Origin of the sequence: Rhodopila sp. (assembly GCF_965277165.1) — a bacterium.
Taxonomy (GTDB): domain Bacteria; phylum Pseudomonadota; class Alphaproteobacteria; order Acetobacterales; family Acetobacteraceae; genus Rhodopila.
Map to the genome: position 1 here is coordinate 1,969,044 of NZ_CBDICE010000006.1, position 21,891 is coordinate 1,990,934.

The following is a 21,891-nucleotide window of genomic DNA, read 5'->3' on the forward strand; positions in this document are numbered from 1 at the left end:
GGCCGATCGAACCGCGGGGCAGGGCACCATTCATCGCCGCCATGCTAATCCCACCCGCACCATTGGCAAAGCCGGCGAACCCCCGCAAGCTGGCGGCGCTGTCACAGGAGCACCGATGATGTCCGGCTCGCGCCACCAATCGCCCGCAACCGGGCACGTTGCAGGCCGTCATTTTCTGCAGATCCCTGGCCCGACCAACGTGCCGGACCGCGTGCTGCGAGCCATCGACCGCCCGACCATGGATCACCGCGGTCCCGAGTTCGGCACGCTCGGTCTCGAACTGCTGGACAACCTGCGAGCGATCTTCCAGACCTCCGGGCCGGTGATCGTCTACCCCGCGTCCGGCACCGGTGCCTGGGAAGCGGCGCTGACCAACACCCTTTCTCCCGGCGACACAGTGCTGATGTGCCGCACCGGCTGGTTCGCCCATCTATGGAAAGAAATGGCCGAACGCCTGCAGCTCGATCCGATGTTCCTCGACACCGACTGGCGCCGCGGCGCCGACGTCGCTGCCCTGGCGGACGCGTTGAAGGCCGACTCCGCGCATCGCGTCAAGGCGGTCTGCGTCGTGCACAATGAAACGTCCACCGGCTGCACCTCGCGCATCGATGAGGTCAGGGCCGCGATCGATGCCGCCGCTCATCCGGCGTTGCTGTTGGTGGACACCATCTCGTCGCTGGCCTCGATCGACTACCGCCATGACGAGTGGGGCGTCGATGTCACCGTGGCGGGATCGCAGAAGGGCCTGATGCTACCGCCCGGCCTGTCGTTCAACGCGATCAGCGCCAAGGCGTTGGCCGCCGCCGAAACCGCTGGGCTGCCGCGCAGCTACTGGGACTGGCGCCCGATGCTGGAGGCCAACAAGACCGGGTATTTCCCCTACACGCCAGGAACCAACCTGCTGTACGGCCTGAACGAGGCCATCGACATGCTGCTCGACGAAGGCCTCGCCAACGTCTTTGCCCGCCACGACCGCCACGCCGAGGCCACCCGCCGCGCGGTGCGCGCCTGGGGGCTGGAAATCCAGTGCGCCGACCCCAGGCACTATTCGTCCTCCCTCACCGCCGTGCGCATGCCCGAAGGCCACAGCGCCGACGCCCTGCGCGCCACCATCCTGGCTCGCTACAACATGAGCCTCGGCAACGGGCTGGGTATCCTCAAGGACCAGGTATTCCGCATCGGCCATCTGGGCGATTTCGGCGACCTGCAGCTTATCGGCACGCTGGGTGGCGTCGAGATGGGCCTGCGTGCGGCCGGCGTGCCGCACGGCCCCGGCGGCGTGCAGGCGGCGATCGACTATCTGTCCGGCAACGCCTGAGCAGTCTGGCAACGACCTGTTTTCGAATCCACCGCGCGGCGAGCCTATCCCGCCATCACCTTCCGCGGCGGTGTCTGCACGACCGGCACCAGCTCCGCGGCACTGAACGAGACCACGCGCCGCTCATTGCCGACAGGGCGGTACAGCGTATCGCGCTGCACCGGGCTGCGCACCAGCGACCCGATCAGTTGCTCCATCGCTTCGGGCGGGAATTCCTGACCATGCTGGGTTCCGGCGGCGCGTGAGATACTCTCGTTCATCAGCGTGCCGCCCATGTCGTTGGCACCGGCGGCAAGGCACATCGCCGCACCCTCGGGACCCATCTTCACCCAAGACGTCTGGATGTTGGTGATCAGCGGATGCAGCACCAGCCGGGCGACCGCGTGCATCAGGATCGCCTCGCGCAGTGTCGGCCCCTTGCGCGCCATGCCGCGCAGATACATCGGCGCTTCCATATGCACGAACGGCAGCGGCACGAACTCGGTAAAGCCTCCGGTCTCCGCCTGCAGATCGCGCAGCACTAGCAAATGCCGAGCCCAGTTCAGGGCGGTTTCGATGTGTCCATACATGATGGTGGACGTGGTGCGCAGTCCCAACGCGTGCGCGGCGCGTGCCACATCGACCCATTGTTGGGTGTTGATCTTGTCCGGGCAGATGATGGCGCGGGTTTCGTCGTCCAGAATCTCCGCCGCGGTGCCCGGCAGCGTGCCCAGCCCGGCGTCCTTCAGCCGAGCCAGGAACGCGGTTAGCGACAGACCCAGTGTTGCGGCGCCCTGAGTGACCTCCAACGGCGAGAACGCATGGATGTGCATCCCCGGGATCGCCGCCTTGATCGCCTTGCAGATGCCGACGTAGGTGTCTCCGGTGTAGTCGGGATGGATGCCGCCCTGCAGGCAGACTTCCGTCGCCCCGCGGTCCCACGCCTCTTGCGACCGGCGCACGATCTCGGCCATTTCCAGGTCATACGGCGTGCCACGCAAGGCCTCGTGCGTCTTGCCTTTGGAGAACGCACAGAACTTGCATTTGTAGTAACAAATGTTTGTATAGTTGATATTGCGGTTGACGATGTAGCGCACCGTATCACCGCTGACCGCCTTGCGCAGTTCGTCGGCAGCCGTAACGACACGCTCATAATCCATATCGCGCGCCGCGAACAGCCGCACGATCTCCGCCTCCCGCAGCCGCTCACCCGCGTTGGCCCGACTGATGATACGGTCCACGGCAGCATCGACCCTCGCCAGCATCACCCCAAGCGGTTTTGGCGCGAAATTCAGGCCTGGAGCCCACGCATCATCCCGCGCCCAGCCTTCGGCATCCGCCGATTGCATCACCCGCGTCGCCACCTTTGGGTGCAGCCAGCGCCCGGTGTCCGCCGCCCAAGCCGGATACACCGGCAGCCGAGCGACCAGGATCTTGTCCATCTCCGCCGAACGCAGGCCCAACGCCGCAAGCTCCGGCCACGGCGCCTCCGGATTGACGTGATCCGGCGTCACCGGCGACACGCCACCCCAATCGTCGATCCCGGCGTCGATCAACTGCTGATAGACCCCCGGCGACAGGTTGGGCGGCGCCTGCACGTGCACATCCGCCGGCAGGATCAGCCGCGCCGCGGCAATGGTCCAAAGCAGGTCGGCCAAATCTGGCTCGTCCGCGCCCGCCAGCTTGGTATCCGGCTTGGCGCGGAAATTCTGCACGATCACTTCCTGGATGTGCCCATGCTCGGCATGCAAATCGCGAATCGCGACCAGTGCATCGAGCCGTTCCGCACGCGTCTCACCAATCCCGATCAGGATGCCGGTGGTGAACGGCACCGCCAATTCGCCGGCCAGGCGAAGCGTTTCCAGCCGCACCGCGGGCAGCTTGTCGGGCGAGCCGTAATGCACGCCGCCCGGCTGGCACAAGCGCTCGCTGGTGGATTCCAGCATGATCCCCTGACTGGCGGATACTTCGCGCAGGCTTGCGATTTCCTCACGCGACATCACACCGGGGTTGACGTGCGGCAGCAGCGTGGTCTGTTTCAGCACCAGCGCGCACATCTCATGCAGATAGCTGATCGTGGTGTCATGTCCCAGCGCCGCCAGCGCCTCGCGTGCTGCGCGATAGCGCAGCTCCGGCTTGTCGCCCAGGGTGAACAGTGCCTCGGTGCAGCCGGCGGCTTCGCCCGCCCTGGCGATCGCCAGAACCTCATCGGCTGACAGATATACCGAGTGCCCGTGCTTCGGTCGTTCCGTGAACGTGCAGTAGTGACAAACGTCACGACACAGCTTGGTCAGCGGAATGAACACCTTCCGCGAGTAGGAGATATTTCGTCCAAACGCCGCGTCGCGCTTGGCTGACGCCTGCGCCATCAACTCCGCCAGCGGTGCGGTTTCAAACCAGGTCAGGTCGGTCATGTCGATTTCCGTACTACGTCCTCGGCAAAGCGCTGCTGGACGTCCAGTGTTGCCTGAAGGGTGGGCTGCTGGGCATAGATGATCAAGTGCTTGACACCAACAGCGGCGAAGGCGGCGGCATCCGCCAACATATCGCCGGCGCTGCCGGTGAACATCTGCCGCCGCCCGTCGGCGCCGGTCTTGGCGGTCCACCGCGGCGGCATGAACCAGACATAGGCGATGTCGATCGATGCCGGGTCGCGTCCGGCCTTCTCCGCCGCCCGATGCAGGCGATCGATCCCAGCCTTCAGCAACTCGGGCGTGTTCATCAGAATCTGCGCATTGTTCGACACCGGATACCAGCCGTCGCCGACCTGTGCCGCTCGGCGCAGGGCAGGGGCGCTCTCGCCGCCGACCCAGATCGGCGGATGCGGTTGCGATGTTGGCTTCGGCCGGAACACCACGTTTTCGAACCGCACGTGCTTGCCGTCCATCGCCGGCCGCTCGTCGGTCCACAGCGATTTCCAGGCGCGGACATATTCGTCGGTCACGGCGCCGCGATGTTCGAATGCCGGGGCATCGAGCGCGGCGAATTCCTCTTTCATCCAGCCGGATCCGATCCCGGCAATGACCCGCCCGCCGGACAGCACATCCGCCGTGCTCAACAGCTTCGCGGTCAGCACCGCCGGCCGGTACGGCACCACCAGCACCGAGGTCAGCAGCCTGATCCGCTGGGTAAAGCCGGCCAGGAAGGTCAATGTTGCGATGGCGTCGAAACATTCTCCCGTGGGCGCGCCAGGCCAGATGCCGTCAGCGGTGTACGGATAGCGCACGTCGGTGTGGACCGGCACGATCAGGTGGTCGGCCACGCCGATGATGGCGTAACCCGCCGCCTCGGCACCCGAGGCCACTGCCATGATGTTGTCCCGCGTGGTCAGACATCCGCGCGTGCCGATGTGGATCCCGAAGTCCATGATTGGAACGGCTCCCCGTTGCCTGTTGCCGCCGGATCGTGTGCTATCGGCGCCGATATCGCAATCCAGGCAGGAGGAACCCATGCAGATCGGTTGCAGCGCCCCGACCAGCGGTCCGTTGATCGAACCCGACAGCCTGCTTCGCATCGCCACCGAGGCCGAGGAATTGGGCTTCGACTACGTCACCGTCAGCGACCATGTGATGATCCCGACCAGCATCGCCTCGCGCTACCCATACTCCGATTCCGGCGAATTCCCGTCCGGCGCGGCAGCTCCCAGGCTGGAACAACTCACCACCGCCGCGTTCATTGCCGCGGCGACCAGGAAGCTGCGGATCGTGACCTCGGTGATGGTCGTGCCGCATCGTCCCGCCGTGCTCACTGCGAAGATCCTGGCGAGCATCGATTTTCTGTCCAAGGGCCGTCTGACCCTGGGCATCGGCGCCGGTTGGTGCGAGGAGGAGTTCATCGCCATCGGCACGCTGCCATTCGCCGAACGCGGCGCCGTCACCGACGAATTCATGGCCGTCTGCAAGGAATTGTGGACCGCGGACAATCCAGAATTCAACGGCAAGTACGTCCAGTTCAAGGACGTGCTGTTTCCGCCCAAGCCGCCACAGGGAAAAATCCCGATCTGGGTCGGTGGTGAAAGCGGCCCGGCACTGCGCCGCACCGCGAAATACGGCGACGCCTGGTACCCGATCGGCACCAACCCGCAATTCCCGATGGACACCTTGACCCGCTTCAAAGCCGGAGCCGCCAAGCTTCGCGGACTGACCGAGAAAGCAGGCCGCGACCCGGCCGCCGTATCGCTCGCCTACCGCGTTTCCTCCAACCCCGAGGCACAGCCGAAAGGCAGCGTCGATGGCGAGCGCAAACTGTTCACCGGTGACGCGGTGGATTACGCCGGCGACATCAAGGCGCTGCGCGATGTCGGCGTCACCGCCTTCGATTTCGGCCTGTTCGGCGCCGATGCCGAGGCGACGGTCGGCAATCTGCGTCGCTTCCGCGACGACGTCATCGCCAAGGTACGCTGATCATGCAGCTCGGCCTCACCATCGGCATGGCCGGTCCGCATCCGAAACTCGACATGGAAATGATCCTGGAGGCCGAGCGGCTAGGATTCACGCAGGTTTGGACCGGCGAAGCGTACAGCACCGATGCGGTGTCTCCGGCGGCCTGGATTCTGGCGCGAACCAGCAAGATCAAAGCCGGCACCGGGATCATGCAGATGCCCGCCCGCACCCCGGCCTGCGCCGCGATGACCGTGCTGTCGCTGCAGGCGCTGTCGGGCAACCGCTTCCTCTGCGGCATCGGGCCGTCCGGGCCGCAGGTAATCGAGGGCTGGCACGGCGTGCCGTTCGGCAAGCCGATGCAGCGCACCAAGGAATACATCGCCATCATCAAGCAGATACTGGCGCGCGAAAAGCCGCTGGAGTTCCACGGCGAGCAGTATTCCATCCCCTATGACGGCCCCGGTGCCTCCGGCCTCGGCCGGCCTCTGCGCAGCATCGCGCACGGTGATCCGGACGTGCCGTTCTACACCGCATCGATCACCCCGGCCGGCCTGCGCATGGCTGGCGAAGTCGCCGACGGCAACCTGCCGATCTTCTTTTCCCCCGACGCTCCTGACGTGGTGACAGGCCCGACGCTGGAAGGGCGGCGCAAAGTCGGCAAGACCATGCAAGGCTTTGACACTGCGCCCTTCGTCCGCGCCAAGCTGGGACCGGACGTCGCGGCCTGCCGCGACGCCATCCGCCCCGAACTTGCGCTGTATATCGGCGGGATGGGCGCCCGGACAAAAAATTTCTACAACGACATGATCACCCAGATGGGTTTTCCCGGCGAGGCGAAAACCATTCAGCAATTGTATCTCGACGGCAAGAAGAACGAGGCCGCCGCGGCGGTGCCGGACGCGCTGATCGACGCGATTTCGCTATGCGGACCGGCGGAGCGGATCAGGGATCGGCTGGCCGCGTGGAAGGACGTGGCGAAAGCGGGCCACCTCGGGACCATGGTGCTGAAGGGTTCCAGCATCGACGTTCTGCGCGTGGTGGCCGAGGCGGTGCTGTAGCCATGGCGTTTCCCTTGGTCACGGCCACCTATGCCGCCATCCTGGGCCTGATCCTGGCGGCTCTGTCGGTGTGGGTGGTGGCGACTCGGCTGCACACCGGCGTGCTGCACGGCGACGGCCGGCAAGAAGCGCTTGGCCGCAGAATGCGCGCCCATGCAAACTTCACCGAATACGTCCCGATGATACTGATCCTCATCGCACTTCTGGAGATGATGCGCAGCAACCTCTATCTGATCACGACACTGCTGATCATACTGGTGATCGCCCGCCTGATGCATCCGTTCGGGATGCTGGCGCCGGTAAACTCGATGCAGCAGTACATCTTCCGCGGACTACCGGCTGTGGCGACGCTGGCGGTGCTGCTGGTTGCGGCAATGACGCTGCTGTTGCGCTGTCTCAGCGTACCTTATGGCTTGCATTGATAGTTTAGATGGCCTGCATTGATAGCTTGGGCCGGGCGGGTTCGCGGTTTTCAGGCTGTAAACTCTTTCTGTAATTTCTTGACAAATTTCAGCCCGGGACACCGGTTTGCGCAGTGACTTCGCAACTGCAGCATCATAGATGCGGCCAGCGCCCACAAGGCGGCTCAGTGCGAAGGAACATTTGCGATGGATACGTCGAATTACTCTCCCGATGGTCTGGCTGGTGGCGCGTCGGCGCTGCGCGGCGGCCGTTCCAGCTATCAGGATCACACCGCTCGGGTGGCTGAACTGATCGAAGCCAAGAAGGGCACCTGGGACGGCATCAATGCCGAATCCGTCGCTCGTATGCGGCTGCAGAACCGTTTTCAGACCGGGCTGGATATCGCCCGCTATACCGCCGGGATCATGCGCCAGGACATGGCGGCCTATGACGCGGATCCGACCACCTACACCCAGTCGCTGGGCGCCTGGCACGGGTTTGTCGCCCAGCAGCAGATGATCGCGGTGAAGAAGCATTTCGGCACTACCAAGCGCCGCTACATCTATCTGTCCGGCTGGATGGTCGCCGCGCTGCGCTCCGAATTCGGTCCCCTCCCGGACCAGTCGATGCACGAAAAGACCTCGGTGCCGGCGTTGATCCAGGAAATTTACACGTTCCTGAAGCAGGCCGATGCCCGCGAACTCGGCAACCTGTTCCGCGAGGTCGATGCCGCCCGCGCCGCTGGCGACAGCGCCAAGGAAACCGAGCTGCTGAACCGCGTGGAAAATTACCAAAGTCACGTCGTGCCGATCATCGCCGACATCGACGCCGGCTTCGGCAACGCCGAGGCGACCTATCTGCTGGCCAAGAAAATGATCGAGGCCGGCGCCTGTGCGCTGCAGATCGAAAATCAGGTGTCCGACGAAAAGCAGTGCGGCCACCAAGACGGCAAGGTCACCGTCCCGCACGAGGACTTCGTGGCGAAAATCCGCGCCATCCGCTACGCCTTCCTGGAACTCGGCGTGGATGACGGCGTCATCGTCACCCGCACCGATTCACTGGGCGCCGGCCTGACCAAGCAAATCGCCGTCAGCCACACACCGGGTGATCTGGGCGACCAGTACAACGCCTTCCTGGACTGCGAGGAAATCACCGCCGACAACGCCCGTAACGGCGATGTCATCATCAACCGCGACGGCAAGCTGATGCGGCCGAAGCGGCTGCCAAGCAACCTGTTCCAGTTCCGCCCCGGGACCGGCGCCGATCGCTGCGTGCTGGACGGAATCACCTCGCTGCGCAATGGCGCCGATCTGCTGTGGATCGAAACCGAGAAGCCGCATGTCGAGCAGATCGCCAGCATGATGGACAGAATCCGAGCGGTGTTCCCGACCGCCAAGCTGGCCTACAACAATTCGCCATCGTTCAACTGGACGTTGAGTTTCCGCCAGCAGGTGTTCGACGCCTGGAAAGCCGACGGCAAGGACGTCTCCGCCTACGACCGCGCGAAGCTCATGAGCGTGGATTACGACGCCACCAAGCTGGCCGCCGAAGCCGACGAACGCATCCGCACCTTCCAGGCGGACGCGGCGAAGCGGTCCGGCATCTTCCACCACCTGATCACGCTGCCGACCTACCACACTGAGGCATTGGCGGCGGACAATCTTTCACGGGAGTATTTTGGAACCCAGGGCATGCTGGGCTACGTGCTCAACGTGCAGCGTCAGGAAATCCGCCAGGGCGTCGCCTGCGTGCGGCACCAGAACATGGCGGGTTCCGACATTGGCGACGACCACAAGGAGTACTTCGCTGGTGAGGCCGCGCTGAAGGCCGGTGGCACGCACAACACGATGCACCAGTTCGGCTAGCCGATCGTTCCGTTGCCTTGGAACGGCCAGGGGCATATCGCCCCCGGCCGTCCGTTTCAGCTCACCCGGCCGGCAAAACCTATACGCCGCAACCAACCCCGCCTATCCTCGAGCGCATCCGCGAGAGGAACCGCCCCATGCCAGACTCCCCCGTCGTCCGCCTGGAAAAAGACGGCGAAATCGGCGTCATCATCGTCAACTACCCGCCCGTCAACGCGCTCGGCCCCGGCGTCTCCGAAGGCATCATCGACAACCTCAACACCACCAACGCCGACCCATCGCTGAAAGCCATGGTGCTGATCGGTGACGGCCGCAGCTTCATCGCGGGGGCCGACATCCGCGGCTTCGGGACGGGGCGCAAGCGTGCCCCGATCGGCCAGCGCACCTACGACGTGCTCGACGCCAGCCCCAAGCCGGTGGTCGCCGCGATCCACGGCTTCGCCCTCGGCGGCGGGCTGGAAAATGCCATGGCTTGCCACTACCGCATCGCCGTGACGTCCGCCAAGGTCGGCCTGCCGGAAGTGCTGATCGGCATCCTGCCGGGCGGCGGCGGCACACAGCGCCTGCCGCGACTGGTCGGCGCACAAACCGCGCTCGAACTGATCACCACCGGCCGCCACGTTCCCGCCCCCGAAGCCGCCAGGCTGGGTATCATCGACGAGATCGCCCCTGACGGCGGCAGCCTGCGTGCCGCGGCGGTCGCCTACGCCCGCAGCATCGCCGCCACCCGCCCGCTGCCCAGGGTCCGCGACAAGACCGTCAGCGCCGACCCGGCCATCTTCGGCGCCATGCGCAAATCCATCGCCCACAAGGCGCGCAACCAAAAAGCGCCCTATTACTGTATAGACGCCGTCGAAGCCGCCTGCACCAGACCCTTCGACGACGGCATCCAACGCGAGGCCCAACTTTTTGCCGAACTGGAAACCTCCGACGAGGCCAAGGCGCTGCGCTACGCCTTCTTCGCCGAACGCGAGGTCGCCAAACTGCCCGACCTGCCCGCCACCACCGCCGCCCACGACGTCGCCAACCCGGCCGTCATCGGCGCCGGCACCATGGGCGGCGGCATCGCCATGGCGTTCGCCGATTTCGGCTACGACGTGAAAATCATGGATGCCAACCAGGAAGCCCTGGATCGCGGTATGCAACGCATCCGAAATAACTATGCCACCTCGGTCAAGCGCGGCAGCCTGGCGGAAGACGAAATGCAACGCCGCCTGGCACGCATCCATCCGGTCGCCAGCTATCAGCACATCAGCGACTGCGACGTCGTGGTGGAAGCCGTGTTCGAACGAATGGACGTCAAGCAACCCATATTCGCCAAGCTCGACGCAGTGATGCCGCCGAACGCGTTCCTGTTCTCCAACACCTCCGCGCTCGACATGGACGAACTGGCAGCGGTCACCAAACGCCCGGATCGCATCGCCGGCACGCATTTCTTCTCGCCCGCCAACGTGATGAAGCTGCTCGAGGTCGTGCGCCCGTCAAAAGCCTCGCCCGAGACGCTGATGACGGCGATGGCGCTGGGCCGCAGGATCGGCAAGATTTCGGCCATGGCCGGCAACACCGATGGTTTTGTCGCCAACCGCTCGCGCGCGCCATTCAACAGCGAAATGGTCATCCTGCTGGAGGAAGGCTGCCTGCCGGAGCAGGTTGACCGGGTGATGGTCGATTTCGGCTACCCGATGGGACCGTTCGCGGTCGGCGACCTGGCCGGGCTCGATATCGGCGCCGAAGGCCGGAAACGACGCGCGGCGACCAACCCGAATTACCGGAAACTGCCGATCGCCGACAAGTTGGTGGAAATGGGCCGCTACGGCCAGAAGACCGGCGCCGGCTGGTATCGCTACGAAACCGGCGACCGCACCCCACATCCCGATCCCGACGTCGCCGCCGTCATCAAGTCATTGGCCGCCGAAATGGGGGTCCCGCAAAAGGCCTTCACCGACAGCGAAATCCTGCGGCGCCTGTTGTTCTCGTCGGTCAACGAAGCCTGCCGCATCCTCGAGGAAGGCAAGGCCTACCGACCCAGCGACATCGACGTGATGTGGCTGCACGGTTTCGGCTTCCCGCGTTACCGTGGCGGCCTGATGTACTGGGCCGACGGCATCGGCGTCCGCGACGTCTATAATCAGATCGCCGCCTGGCACCAGCAATACGGCGACCGTTGGGCGCCATCGGGCCTGCTGCGTGATCTGGCCCAAACCAAAACCCCGTTGCGCGAAGCCAAACCCGCTCCGTTCGCTTGACAGGGTCGGCGCAAGCGCGCCCCAGGCACGAACTTGACGCTCATACTACACCTTCAAATCATTGTTGTATCGAATCATACACCGATCCGTTGGTCAATCTGACAGAGCCTGGCCGGTGACAACCCCCGCACCGGCCGCTTGCCTAATCCAGCGTTCCGAACCACGCTGCCCGCAATAAAACCGGGAGGCAACGAATGAACCGATCGATACCGCGCCGCGGCCTGCTTGCCGGCGGCCTCGCCGCCACCACCCTGCCACGCATCGCACGCGCCCAAGGTCGGCCAATCCGCATCGGCGTGCTCACCGACATGGTTGGCGCCTACGCCGCCAACACCGGCCAAGGCTCCGTCGTCGGAGCCCGCCTCGCGATCGAGGATTTCGCCCGGCAGCACCCCGACCTCAAGGTCGAACTGGTCTCCGCCGACTTGCAGTTGAAGCCCGACGTCGCGGTCGGCATCGCCGGCGATTGGCTGGACAACCAGGGGGTCGACCTGATCACCGACGTACCGCTGTCGTCAGCGGCGTTCGCCATCAGCGACATGGTCAAGGCAAAGAACAAGGCGGCGATCTTCAACGGCGCTGCCTCGGCCGAGATCACCGGCAAGCATTGCGGACCCAATCACCTGCACTGGACCTATGACACCTGGTCGATGCCGCACGCCGTGGTCGACGCGACAGTGAAAGAGGGCGGCAATTCGTGGTTCTTCATCACCGCCGACTATGCCTTCGGCCACTCGCTGGAAACCGACGCCGCCAACTTCGTCACCACCGCCGGCGGCAAGGTGCTGGGTCAAGCCGCGGCGCCGTTTCCCGGCACTACCGATTTCTCCTCCTACCTGGTGCAGGCGCAAGCCAGCGGCGCCAAGGTCATCGGCTTCGCCAACGGCGGCAGCGACACGGTGAACTGCATCAAGCAGTCCGCCGAGTTCGGCATCCAGAAGGGCGGCCAGAAGATCGCCGGCCTGCTGTTCCTGATCCACGACGTCCACGGCGTCGGTCTGGCATCGGCACAGGGCGTGCTGCTGACCGAACCGTTCTACTGGAACATGAACGACGGCACCCGCGCCTTCGCCAAACGGTTCGCCGTGCTGATGCCGGGAAACGTTCCGGGGTCGGTGCACGCGGGCCAATACTCGGCGGTGACCCACTACCTGAAGGCCTGCCTCGCGATCGGCGCGGAAAACGCCAAGGCGAGCGGCCGCGCCGTGATCGAGCGGATGAAGGCCACCCCGACCGACGATCCGCTGTTCGGCAAAGGCTGGGTCCGCAAGGACGGACGCGCCATCCACAATATGTACCTGTTCGAGGTCAAGTCGCCGCAACAGTCCAGGCAGCCATGGGACTACTACACCCTCAAGCGCACCGTTCCCGGCGACGAGGCGTTCCGTCCGCTCGACCAAGGCGGCTGCAAACTCGCCCAAAGCTGAATCGCCGACCCCGCCACGGAAAGTTCAGCGTCCGCCGCGTTGCCCCCGCGATCCCTTGGGCTATAGTCGTCAAGGAATAACGCAAATGCAGCCGGGGCGGAACCATGCAACAATATTCGATTGGTCAGGATCTCCTGCCCACTATCTACGACCTCGAAAATGACGCGGCCGGCATCTTCGCCGGTTTCAACTATCCATTCTCGCCATTATTGATTTCCGGCCAGGTCACCGATCCGGGGATCTATAATCTTCCCGCAACGACGCCGGTCACCACGGAAAGCGTCACCTATCAGGCCGCCGGGGTGCCGGTCAGCGACAGCTACACCGGAACCACGTTGTGGAACCTGCTCGCCGACGCCGGTGGCGTCAGCACCAGCATGGCGAAGAACGACATCCTGACCAAGTATGTGATCGCCACCGGCGCCGACGGCTACCAGGCCACGTTCTCATTGGGCGAAATCGATCCGATGTTCGGCAACCAGCCGGTCCTCGTCGCCTACGCCGACGCCGCCGGACAACTCGGGCCGCACGCCAGCGACGGACTGGCCCGCATGGTGGTCCCTGGCGATCTCGCCGGCGGCCGCTACGTGTCGGACCTGGTCAGCCTGCAGGTCGCCGGCCTGCCCGAACCCGGTCCCAGCGGGCCAGGGGGCGGGCCAGGGGGCGGGGCAGGGGGCACCTCGCCGCAGGCCACGCTGTCGGGCGCGGTGGCCGACCCGACGATCGTCACACCTGAAACCTTATCCCAACTATACAACGCCACCACCGAGACCGCGACTTATCTTGCCGGCTCCGCATCCACCACCGACACCTACACCGGCGTATCGCTATGGACCCTGATCCAGGGCGCCGGCCTGCTCACCGACCCAGCGGTCAAGAACGACCTGCTCGGTTTTGCCGTGGTGGCGACCGGCAGCGACGGATACCGCGCGGTGATCTCGCTGGGCGAAATCGCCCCGAACTTCGGCAACCAGCAAGATCTGGTGGCCTATGCCGACAGCAACGGCCAGTTGGGACCGAACGGCAGCGACGGTGCCTTGCGCCTCGTCGTCCCCGGCGATCAGGCCGGCGGCCGCTACGTCTCCAACCTGGTCAGCCTGCAGGTGATCGACACTACCATAGCGCATCAAGTTTAGAGTCCGCGCCACTCACGCCTCGGGCGTGCGCACGCGGACAAAATTCATCGGCTTCATGCTCATCACCACTTCGTCGTCCTGGTTGAGCACCTCCATCAGCCCATGAATCAAGCCACGATCCGGCTTGCTGCGTGATCGCCTGGCCTGCTGAACCGTCGCCCGCACCGTCAGCGTGTCGCCGGGCCGCACCGGCCGCGGCCACCGCAACTCGTCGATCCCCGGCGCCGCCAGGCCGTCATGCGGCAGGAAATTATCCACCAGCAGCCGCATCGCCAGCGCCACCGTCTGCCAGCCGCTGGCAATCAGCCCGCCGAACGGACCCCGGCCCGCGAGCGCCTGATCGACATGCATCGTCTGCGGGTCGTATTGACGGGCGAACTGAATGATCTCGTCCTCGGTCACCGTGAAAGACCCAACCCGATAGGTCGCCCCCACGGTATAATCCTCGAAACGGCGATCGGCGGGCGGCGTGGAAAATTCCATCAACATGGATCGGGTCGCTCTACTGTCTGTTGCGCGATCCGAGGCCCTTCCACAATGGTCCAACCGCTGACCTGATCGCAGGCTTCGCGCGCCGCGGACTTTCCGCCCCACGCCGTCGTGCGTTAACATGCGATATAGTGCATGACAACCGAATCCCCGGACCCGACCTCCCCACCGACCGTCACCCGGCCCAACCGCCGCCGCACCCGGCGGTCCCGCCGCCATCCCGCCGCGCTGCATGACACCGGCCGACGGTGACGCCGCCTTCCTGCACGCCCTCGGCCACCGGGTCCGGCTGCTGCGCACCCGCCGAGGCATGACCCGGCGCATCCTGGCGGCGCAATCGGGCGTGTCGGAACGCTACATCTCCGCCGTCGAGGTTGGCGCCGGCAACGGCTCGATCCTGCTGCTCCGGGCCCTGGCCCGGGCGCTGAACATCCCACTCGATGCCCTGCTGCAGGACACCCCCGAACCGCCCATCACAGCAGCCCCGCGCCGCCCGGACTACCGCGGCCGCATCGCGCTGATCGGCCTGCGCGGCGCCGGCAAATCCACCCTCGGCCGATTGCTCGCCGCCCGCCGCGGCGTCGCCTTCCTGGAACTCGATCAAGAGGTCGAAAAGGCAGCCGGCCTCAACCTGGCGGAGATCATGGAACTGCACGGCCAGGCCGGTTTCCGCCGCCTCGAACGCAGCGTGCTCGATCGTCTGATCGAGGCCCACCCACAAGCCGTCATCGCCGCCGGCGGCGGCATCGTCGCCGAGACCGCGACCTTCGTTCGGCTGCTGCAATGCTGCCTGACGATCTGGGTGATCGCCACGCCCGAACAGCACATGCAACGGGTGATCGACCAGGGCGATCTCAGGCCGATGCGCGACAACCGCCGCTCGATGGCCGACCTGCGCGCGATCCTGGCCAGCCGCGAGGCGCTGTATGCCCGCGCCGACCTGCGCATCGACACCACCGGGCGCGACGAGCAGGCAACGATCGCCGCCCTGCTGGCCATGATCCCGACCCCTGTGGCAACCGACCCGTTTGGCACCTGACCACTTTGGCCTGACCCCCCGCGCCTGACCCCCCGGCGCCTGACCCCCACCCCCCGCCCCACCACTCCCTGTTGCCTGACCCCACCCGGTCAGCGCAGCAGCCGGGCCGCCGCCTCGACCACCCGAGCCAGCGGAATTTCGTCCATCGACCCGCCAACCACCGCCACCGCGCAGCGCCCCACCGGGGCATAGGTCGCCGCATCGGTCGGACCGAACAGTCCGATGGTCGGCGCCCCAGCCGCGGCGGCCAGGTGCATCAGCCCTGAGTCGTTTCCTATAAACAACGAAGACCGCTGCAGCACCGCCGCCGCCACCGCCAGCGAGATGCCGCCCACCAGGTCGATCGCCCCCGGCAATGCCGCCAGCAGCGGCGCGGCCATCGCCGATTCCCGCGCGCCCGGTCCGCCCAGCACCACCGCAGCCGGGTTCGCCACCAACGACCCCGCCACGGCGCCAAACGCCGCCGCGAAGCGCTCCGCCGGCCACACCTTCGGGTCCCAGTTGGCGGTCGGTGCCAAGGCGACGATCGGCCTGTCGGCGGGCAACAGACCCGAGGCCTCGCGCTGGTCCGCCGTATCCGTCCAGACCACCGGCGAGGGCGGCGGCGACACCCCCAGTATGGCGCCAAGCTGGGCGATCTTCGGCCCCGCAACCCGGCGAAACACCGCCCGCCGACGGGTCGGCACCAGCCACGACAGCGCCGACCCGCGGATATCGACCACCAGGTCCCACACATGCATCGCCACGTCGCGCCACAGCGCCACCCAGTGCCGACCGCCGCTTTGCTTGCGCAGCACGATGGTACGCTCCCGGTTCGGCATCCGGGCGAACACGCCCTCCGCCACCGGCCCGCAGACCACGGTGATGCGCGCCGCCGGGTGGCGGCGAATCAGGTGATCCAGAAGCCCGGTGGACAGCACCGCATCGCCCAACCGGGTGGAGGTCACGAACAATATTTTCATCTGCGCCGACACTTACAGCACGATCGCGCCCGGTGCGGAACGTTCAACCCGTCTGACTCCGCCCGGCGGTTGTTCGCCGATATGGTTCGGGCCTAGTGTCCCGCCCCAGAAGTTCGCCGCAATTCGCGGCGGACGAATGCGATCAGCAGGCCACTGAAAAAAAGAGCTGGTGTCGCGAGACTGATGTTCGCCCGATATGGCGAACTTCGGACGCGGGACACCAACGTCGCGCCGCCTGCAAGAGGTTCAGCATGATGTCCGAGGAAACCCTCGTCGCACTGGGCGAAGACTATCCCGAACTGCGCGATTCGGTGCGCAAGATCTGCGCCCGCTACCCCGGCACCTACTGGAGCGGCCTGGAAGACAACGAAGCCTACCCCACCGCCTTCGTCGACGAACTCACCCAGGCCGGCTTCCTCGGCGCGCTGATCCCGGAGCAATACGGCGGCTCCGGCCTGCCGCTACGCGCCGCCGCGGTCATCCTGGAGGAAATCAACGCTTGCGGCTGCGTCGCCAGCCAGGGCCACGCCCAGATGTACATCATGGGCACCCTGCTGCGCCACGGCAGCGAGGCACAGAAACGCCGCTATTTGCCCGACATCGCCGCCGGCAAGATCCGCCTGCAAGCCTTCGGCGTCACCGAACCGAGCACCGGATCCGACACCACCCAGTTGAAGACCCGCGCCGTCCGCGATGGCGACTGCTACCTGATCTCCGGCCAGAAAGTCTGGACCTCTCGCGCCCTGCACTCCGACATGATGCTGCTGCTGGCCCGCACCACGGCCCCCGACCAGGCGAAAAAGCGCAGCGACGGCCTATCCGTGTTCCTGCTCGACATGCGCGAAAAGAACACCGGCAAGGGCCTCGAGGTTCGCCCAATCAAGACCATGATCAACCACAACACCACCGAGGTGTTCTTCGACAATTTCCGCGTCCCCGCCGACAGCCTGATCGGCCAGGAGGGCAGGGGCTTCCGCCACATCCTGGACGGCATGAACGCCGAACGCATCCTGGTCGCCAGTGAGGCGGTCGGCGATGGCCGCTGGTTCGTCAACAAGGCCACCCAATACGCCAACGAAAGGGTCGTGTTCGGCGCCCCGATCGGCAGGAACCAGGCGGTGCAATTCCCCATCGCCCGCGCCTGGGCTGAACTCGAGGCCGCCGACATGATCTGCCGCCGCGCCGCCGCCCTGTTCGACAACGGCCGCGATTGCGGCGCCGACGCCAACATCGCCAAGCTGCTGGCCTCGGAAGCCGCCTGGAAAGCGGCCGATACCGCAATGCAGACCTTTGGCGGCTTCGGCTACGCCCGTGAATACGAAATCGAGCGCAAATGGCGTGAGGTCCGCCTCTACCAGATCGCCCCGATCTCCACCAACCTCATCCTCGGCTACGTCGGCCAGCATGTGCTGGGCATGCCGCGCTCCTACTGACGAGCGGGAAATAGATCGGACAGCACCAGGCCGGGCGGATCCAGCCGCATCGCTCCATCGCGGATGATACGGGTGGTGATCTCGCCCGCTTCGTCGCGCTGGTGATGGATGATGACCTGGTTCTCGGTCTTGACGATCAGGTAGTGGCGCATCGACGCCAGACGGAAATAGTCTTCCAGCTTACTGCCGGAATCACGCCTTTGCGACGATGGTGAGACCACCTCGACCACGATCAGCGGATCGTTGGCTTCGGTCGCGTTGTCGTCGAGCGCTGGCCCGCACCTGACCATGGCATCGGGCTCATACAGGGTGTCGGCATCAACCCGCACCGTCATGCCGTCCGGAAAAGCCTCGCACGGCACGTCGGCCGCTCGGATCGCCTCAGCGAGTCTTGCATAAAAGCGGCCCTTCGCGCGCCCGTGCGCGGCCCGTTCAGGCGCCATGGCGACCACCTCACCAGCCACCAACTCGTAATGCTTTCCCTCGGGCTGCTCCATCGCCCAGACGATGAATTCATCCGCGGTCATCCGCCTCAATGCCGTGACGCTCATGACAGGTCCCGTTGGTCTTGATGCCAATATAGTGCCGACGTGGCGTTCGCGGAAAGCAGCAAGGCATCGGCGGCGGCCAGCGCCAATTTGACATCCGCCCCCACACGTTATTAAGCTATCCGCAAAGGCGTCGTATAAGTCATGCCACGGACCGGTCATTCGAATGTACCGGCCAACAGGGAAGGAGTAGCGGCCATGGTCAACATGAGCCGGCGTTCCGCCATAGCCGGGTCTGTCGGTTTGGCGGCGATGGGAACATTGGCGCGGCCGTATATCGCTAACGCCGCGGCGACAACCGCGACCGTCTGGCAGGTCCAGGGCTTTGTCCCTGAAGAAGACGCCGCGTTCCGCGCGACGGTCGCCGATTACGAAAAGGCCAGCGGCAACAAGATCGACTACAGCATCATGCCGTTCATGGCGCTGAACCAGAAGGCTGTGTCAGCGATGACCAGCGGCGACGTTCCGGATCTGATTTTCCACGACGCGCCCGAGACGATCCTGCCTCAATTCGCCTGGAACGACTCGCTGGTGGACGTGACCGATGTGGTCGACATCCAGAAGGCGAAACTCAGTGCCACGTCGCTGGCCTGCGCCAGCTATTACAATAAAGTGACGAAAGCCCGCAGCTTCTACCTTTGCCCGGTAAAGCAAGCCTGCGCGCCATTCCATATCTGGGGCGATCTGGTCACAAAGGCCGGGTTCAAACTCTCGGACGCGCCAAAGACCTGGGATGCATTCTGGGATTTCTTCAAGCCGATGCAGAAAGAACTGCGCAACAAGGGTATGCGCCGAATCTACTCGCTCGGCCTGCAGGTCACCTCGGTCGGACCCAACGACGGCAACGCCGTATTCATGGCCTTCATGATCGCCAATGGCGGCGCTGGCATCGTCACCCCGGATGGCAAACTGCACGGCGATGATCCGAAGGCTCTGGAGGCAGCGGAGAAATCCGTGGCTTACATGGCTGATGCCTATAAAGCCGGCTTCGTGCCGCCCGAGGCGCTCAGTTGGAACGACGCCGATGACAACAACGGCTTCCATGAAAAAGTGTTCCTGATGGATTTTGACGGCACGCTTTCCACCGAACTCGCCATGATCAAGGACAAGAAAGTCTACTTCGACGAGATGGTGACGATGGGGCTGCCGAACGGCAACGACGGCAAGCCGGTCCCGGCTTTCGTTGGCGCCGGCGGCGGTTTCATCCCAAAGGGAGCCAAGAATACCGCCACTTCGAAGGACTTCATGAAATACTTCATGCAGCCAGCGGTCATGGATCAAAATCTGAAGGGTGGCCTGGGCCGCTGGCTGCCGGCGATCCCCGAGATCGTCAAAAGCGACCCGTTCTGGCTCGATCCCAAGGATCCGCATCGCCCGCCCTATGTGAAGGAAGGCGCGCTCGGTCCAACCCTCCCCAGCTATAACGCCTACAATCCCGCCTGGGGCCAGGTGCAGGCTGAACAATTATGGACCCTGGCCGTGGCGGACGTCATCAAAAACAGCATGACGCCAAAGGCGGCGGTCGATAAGGCAATCAAGCGCGCCGAGGCGTTGTTCACCAAGTACAGCTTCGTATAATAATCAGTGAGGCGTGCATGAGCACAACACAACAGGCGCTTGCGACCGGACGGCCCTTCGTGGCCGCTCGGACCAGACACAGCGCCTGGCACGCTGGGTTGTTCGGTACGGACTTCGCTTGGGCGATCGCCTTTGCAATACCGTACGCCGTGATGTTCTTTGCCTTCGTCGTTTACCCGATCGGCTACGGGCTCTGGCTCGGTAGCAAACCCTCGCTTTACCCCGAGTTGTTCTCTGATCCGCGCTTCCTCACCGCGGTGCTCAATACCGCGCTGTATGTGGGCATCGGCGTTAACCTGAAGATGGTAGTCGCCTTTCTGTTGTCCGGCTTCTTCATGCGCAAGGGTTGGTGGGTCAAATCCCTGCTGCTGATCTACATCCTGCCATGGGCGATCCCGGCACTGCCCGCCTACATGTCGATCCACTGGCTGCTGAACGGCCAATGGGGCTTCCTCGACAACGCGTTGTGGATGCTGTTCGGCATCAATGGTCCGATCTGGCTGAATTCGCACTGGCTCGGACTGGGCTCGGACATCGCTGCCTATATCTGGAAGAACATGCCATTCTGGACGGTCATCTTCATCGCCGGCCGGATGGCGATCCCGCAGGAACTGTACGAAGCCGCCGACATGGACGGCGCTACCGGCCTGCGCCGCTTCCGCCACGTCACCGTTCCGTTGCTGGCGCAGCTCTATCTGGTCTCCACCTTGCTCTCGACCATCTGGACGCTGGGCGACTTCAACGCCGTATTCTTCGTCTCCGGCGGCGGCCCGGCGATGTCCACCGAGGTGCTGGCCACGCTCGGCATCCGCTACGCCTTCACCATCGCCGATCCACGCCTCGGCGTGGCCTGCGTGATGTGCGCCTTGCCGCTGCTGATCCCGATCGTGGCGGTACTGATGCACAAGCTGCGCACCCAGGAAGTCCAGCTATGAGCGTCACCGTGGCGGCGCGGCGGCAACCCCGACGGCCACGTTACCGGCTGCGCAAGGCGGTGGTCGAAACCCTGTGCCTGGCACTCGGCGCCGTGCTGATCATCTGGTCGCTGGTCCCGATCTATAACATGGTGCTGATCGCGCTCAGCCGGCACAGCGACGTCTTCAGCGGTGCGATCTGGCCCAGCAATCCGTCATTGCATAGCTTCGTCGTGGTCTTCACCGAGAGTTTCTGGTATTTGGCGCGGTTCTGGCATCAATTCGGCAACAGCTTCACCGTCGGCCTGGCAACGATGTTCCTCACCCTGCTGTTCGGATCGATGACCAGCTTCACCGTCGGTCGCCTGAGGCTTCGCCACGGCTGGCTGCTGACCAACGCTGCGCTGATGACCTACGTCATCCCGGCGTCCTTCCTGGCCATCCCGTTCTACCGCATCATGCAGATCTACGGGCTGGGCAATAACAAATGGTCGGTGATCGCCGCGATGGTCACCTTCGCCACCCCCTACGCCATCTTCATCTTCCAGCAATACGGCAAGTCGATCCCGATGGAGCTCGACGAATCCGCCCGCATCGACGGCGCCTCGCCATTGCAGATCTATGTCCGCATCTACCTGCCGTTGATGGCGCCCGCGCTGGTCGCCGTCGGAACCTACGCCCTGTTACTTGCATGGAATGAATATCTGTATCAGTTTCTGTTGCTGTCCTCGCCCGACGTGATGACCGTCCCGGTGGCTCTGGCGCAGTTCCTCAACAGCGACGAATCGCCGTGGAATTACATGATGGCCACCGCCACCATTTACGCGCTGCCGCCGATCATCATGTACTACACCTTCCGCCGCTACATGGCCGCCGGCCTTACCATGGGCGGAGTGAAGGGATAGAGCCAAATCGATTTGATAACATTATAATCCAACAACATCGCCCTCGATAAATCCGCGCAAACCCGCGGACACCGGGCTCAACGCCTTGACCTGAATCCGCGTTCATCCGCGGTTCAATACGTCATCCAGCCAATAGAACCGAGGCCGGCTTGACCCGATCTCCAGCCGCGGCATCCTCTGGCCGGACCGACCATCCCGGACCGACCCGAA

Annotated in this window: 18 protein-coding genes; 13 read left to right on the plus strand and 5 right to left on the minus strand. The window is 64.6% G+C overall.

All coding sequences use genetic code 11. The features are described from left to right. Positions 1–118: 118 nt before the first annotated feature. Entirely contained in the window at positions 119–1,318 is a 1,200-nt protein-coding gene (locus ACQY4Y_RS21260) for a pyridoxal-phosphate-dependent aminotransferase family protein (RefSeq protein ID WP_428492566.1), read from the plus strand. 44 nt (positions 1,319–1,362) lie between these two features. On the opposite strand, the gene cofH is transcribed toward ACQY4Y_RS21260, so the two are convergent. Both cofH and ACQY4Y_RS21270 read right to left on the minus strand, forming a co-directional pair. Continuing rightward, positions 1,363–3,711, minus strand: a complete 2,349-nt coding sequence (gene cofH, locus ACQY4Y_RS21265) for a 5-amino-6-(D-ribitylamino)uracil--L-tyrosine 4-hydroxyphenyl transferase CofH (protein WP_428492567.1) — start codon at positions 3,709–3,711, stop codon at positions 1,363–1,365. Further along, a complete protein-coding gene (locus tag ACQY4Y_RS21270) occupies positions 3,708–4,664 on the minus strand; it encodes a TIGR03619 family F420-dependent LLM class oxidoreductase (RefSeq protein WP_428492568.1) in 957 nt (318 codons plus the stop codon). Before ACQY4Y_RS21270 ends, cofH begins: the two co-directional genes overlap by 4 nt. A gap of 82 nt (positions 4,665–4,746) precedes the next feature. Here ACQY4Y_RS21270 and ACQY4Y_RS21275 point away from each other — a divergent pair, with 82 nt between their 5' ends. The 7 genes from ACQY4Y_RS21275 to ACQY4Y_RS21305 all read left to right on the plus strand — a co-directional run bounded on the left by ACQY4Y_RS21275 (position 4,747) and on the right by ACQY4Y_RS21305 (position 13,813). Next, positions 4,747–5,700, plus strand: coding sequence for a TIGR03619 family F420-dependent LLM class oxidoreductase (locus tag ACQY4Y_RS21275; RefSeq protein ID WP_428492569.1), 954 nt, complete (start codon positions 4,747–4,749; stop codon positions 5,698–5,700). A gap of 2 nt (positions 5,701–5,702) precedes the next feature. Beyond that, positions 5,703–6,737 (plus strand): LLM class F420-dependent oxidoreductase, encoded by a 1,035-nt coding sequence (locus ACQY4Y_RS21280; RefSeq protein ID WP_428492570.1) that lies wholly within the window; start codon positions 5,703–5,705, stop codon positions 6,735–6,737. Positions 6,738–6,739: 2 nt separating this feature from the next. Continuing rightward, on the plus strand, positions 6,740–7,159 hold the full coding sequence (locus tag ACQY4Y_RS21285) for an MAPEG family protein (protein ID WP_428492571.1): 420 nt from the start codon (positions 6,740–6,742) through the stop codon (positions 7,157–7,159). A gap of 186 nt (positions 7,160–7,345) precedes the next feature. After that, on the plus strand, positions 7,346–9,004 hold the full coding sequence (locus tag ACQY4Y_RS21290) for an isocitrate lyase (protein ID WP_428492572.1): 1,659 nt from the start codon (positions 7,346–7,348) through the stop codon (positions 9,002–9,004). Between the two features lie 137 nt (positions 9,005–9,141). After that, a complete protein-coding gene (locus ACQY4Y_RS21295) occupies positions 9,142–11,250 on the plus strand; it encodes a 3-hydroxyacyl-CoA dehydrogenase NAD-binding domain-containing protein (RefSeq protein ID WP_428492573.1) in 2,109 nt (702 codons plus the stop codon). Positions 11,251–11,444: 194 nt separating this feature from the next. Further along, positions 11,445–12,677 carry an ABC transporter substrate-binding protein gene (locus ACQY4Y_RS21300; protein ID WP_428492574.1) on the plus strand — a complete coding sequence of 411 codons (1,233 nt, stop codon included), beginning with the start codon at positions 11,445–11,447 and terminating at the stop codon, positions 12,675–12,677. Between the two features lie 104 nt (positions 12,678–12,781). Then, on the plus strand, positions 12,782–13,813 hold the full coding sequence (locus ACQY4Y_RS21305; protein WP_428492575.1) for a hypothetical protein: 1,032 nt from the start codon (positions 12,782–12,784) through the stop codon (positions 13,811–13,813). Positions 13,814–13,825: 12 nt separating this feature from the next. Here ACQY4Y_RS21305 and ACQY4Y_RS21310 read toward each other — a convergent pair whose 3' ends face one another. Beyond that, positions 13,826–14,296 carry a MaoC family dehydratase gene (locus ACQY4Y_RS21310; RefSeq protein WP_428492576.1) on the minus strand — a complete coding sequence of 157 codons (471 nt, stop codon included), beginning with the start codon at positions 14,294–14,296 and terminating at the stop codon, positions 13,826–13,828. 238 nt (positions 14,297–14,534) lie between these two features. Between ACQY4Y_RS21310 and ACQY4Y_RS21315 the strand changes: the two genes are divergently transcribed. Beyond that, the gene (locus ACQY4Y_RS21315) at positions 14,535–15,341 is read left to right on the plus strand and encodes a helix-turn-helix transcriptional regulator (RefSeq protein ID WP_428492577.1); all 807 of its coding nucleotides are present in this window, start codon (positions 14,535–14,537) and stop codon (positions 15,339–15,341) included. Between the two features lie 89 nt (positions 15,342–15,430). Here the strand turns inward: ACQY4Y_RS21315 and ACQY4Y_RS21320 are convergent, their stop codons facing one another. Beyond that, a complete protein-coding gene (locus ACQY4Y_RS21320; RefSeq protein WP_428492578.1) occupies positions 15,431–16,303 on the minus strand; it encodes a glycosyltransferase family 9 protein in 873 nt (290 codons plus the stop codon). Between the two features lie 254 nt (positions 16,304–16,557). Here ACQY4Y_RS21320 and ACQY4Y_RS21325 point away from each other — a divergent pair, with 254 nt between their 5' ends. After that, positions 16,558–17,736, plus strand: coding sequence for an acyl-CoA dehydrogenase family protein (locus tag ACQY4Y_RS21325; protein ID WP_428492579.1), 1,179 nt, complete (start codon positions 16,558–16,560; stop codon positions 17,734–17,736). Here the strand turns inward: ACQY4Y_RS21325 and ACQY4Y_RS21330 are convergent. Continuing rightward, positions 17,730–18,263 carry a Uma2 family endonuclease gene (locus tag ACQY4Y_RS21330; protein ID WP_428492580.1) on the minus strand — a complete coding sequence of 178 codons (534 nt, stop codon included), beginning with the start codon at positions 18,261–18,263 and terminating at the stop codon, positions 17,730–17,732. The genes ACQY4Y_RS21325 and ACQY4Y_RS21330 overlap by 7 nt on opposite strands. A gap of 219 nt (positions 18,264–18,482) precedes the next feature. Between ACQY4Y_RS21330 and ACQY4Y_RS21335 the strand changes: the two genes are divergently transcribed. The 3 genes from ACQY4Y_RS21335 to ACQY4Y_RS21345 are packed head-to-tail and all read left to right on the plus strand — an operon-like array spanning position 18,483 to position 21,681. Continuing rightward, positions 18,483–19,862, plus strand: a complete 1,380-nt coding sequence (locus ACQY4Y_RS21335) for an ABC transporter substrate-binding protein (protein ID WP_428492581.1) — start codon at positions 18,483–18,485, stop codon at positions 19,860–19,862. Between the two features lie 17 nt (positions 19,863–19,879). Continuing rightward, positions 19,880–20,797, plus strand: coding sequence for a carbohydrate ABC transporter permease (locus ACQY4Y_RS21340; protein WP_428492582.1), 918 nt, complete (start codon positions 19,880–19,882; stop codon positions 20,795–20,797). After that, positions 20,794–21,681, plus strand: a complete 888-nt coding sequence (locus tag ACQY4Y_RS21345; protein ID WP_428492583.1) for a carbohydrate ABC transporter permease — start codon at positions 20,794–20,796, stop codon at positions 21,679–21,681. Before ACQY4Y_RS21340 ends, ACQY4Y_RS21345 begins: the two co-directional genes overlap by 4 nt. The last annotated feature ends 210 nt before the right edge of the window (positions 21,682–21,891 follow it).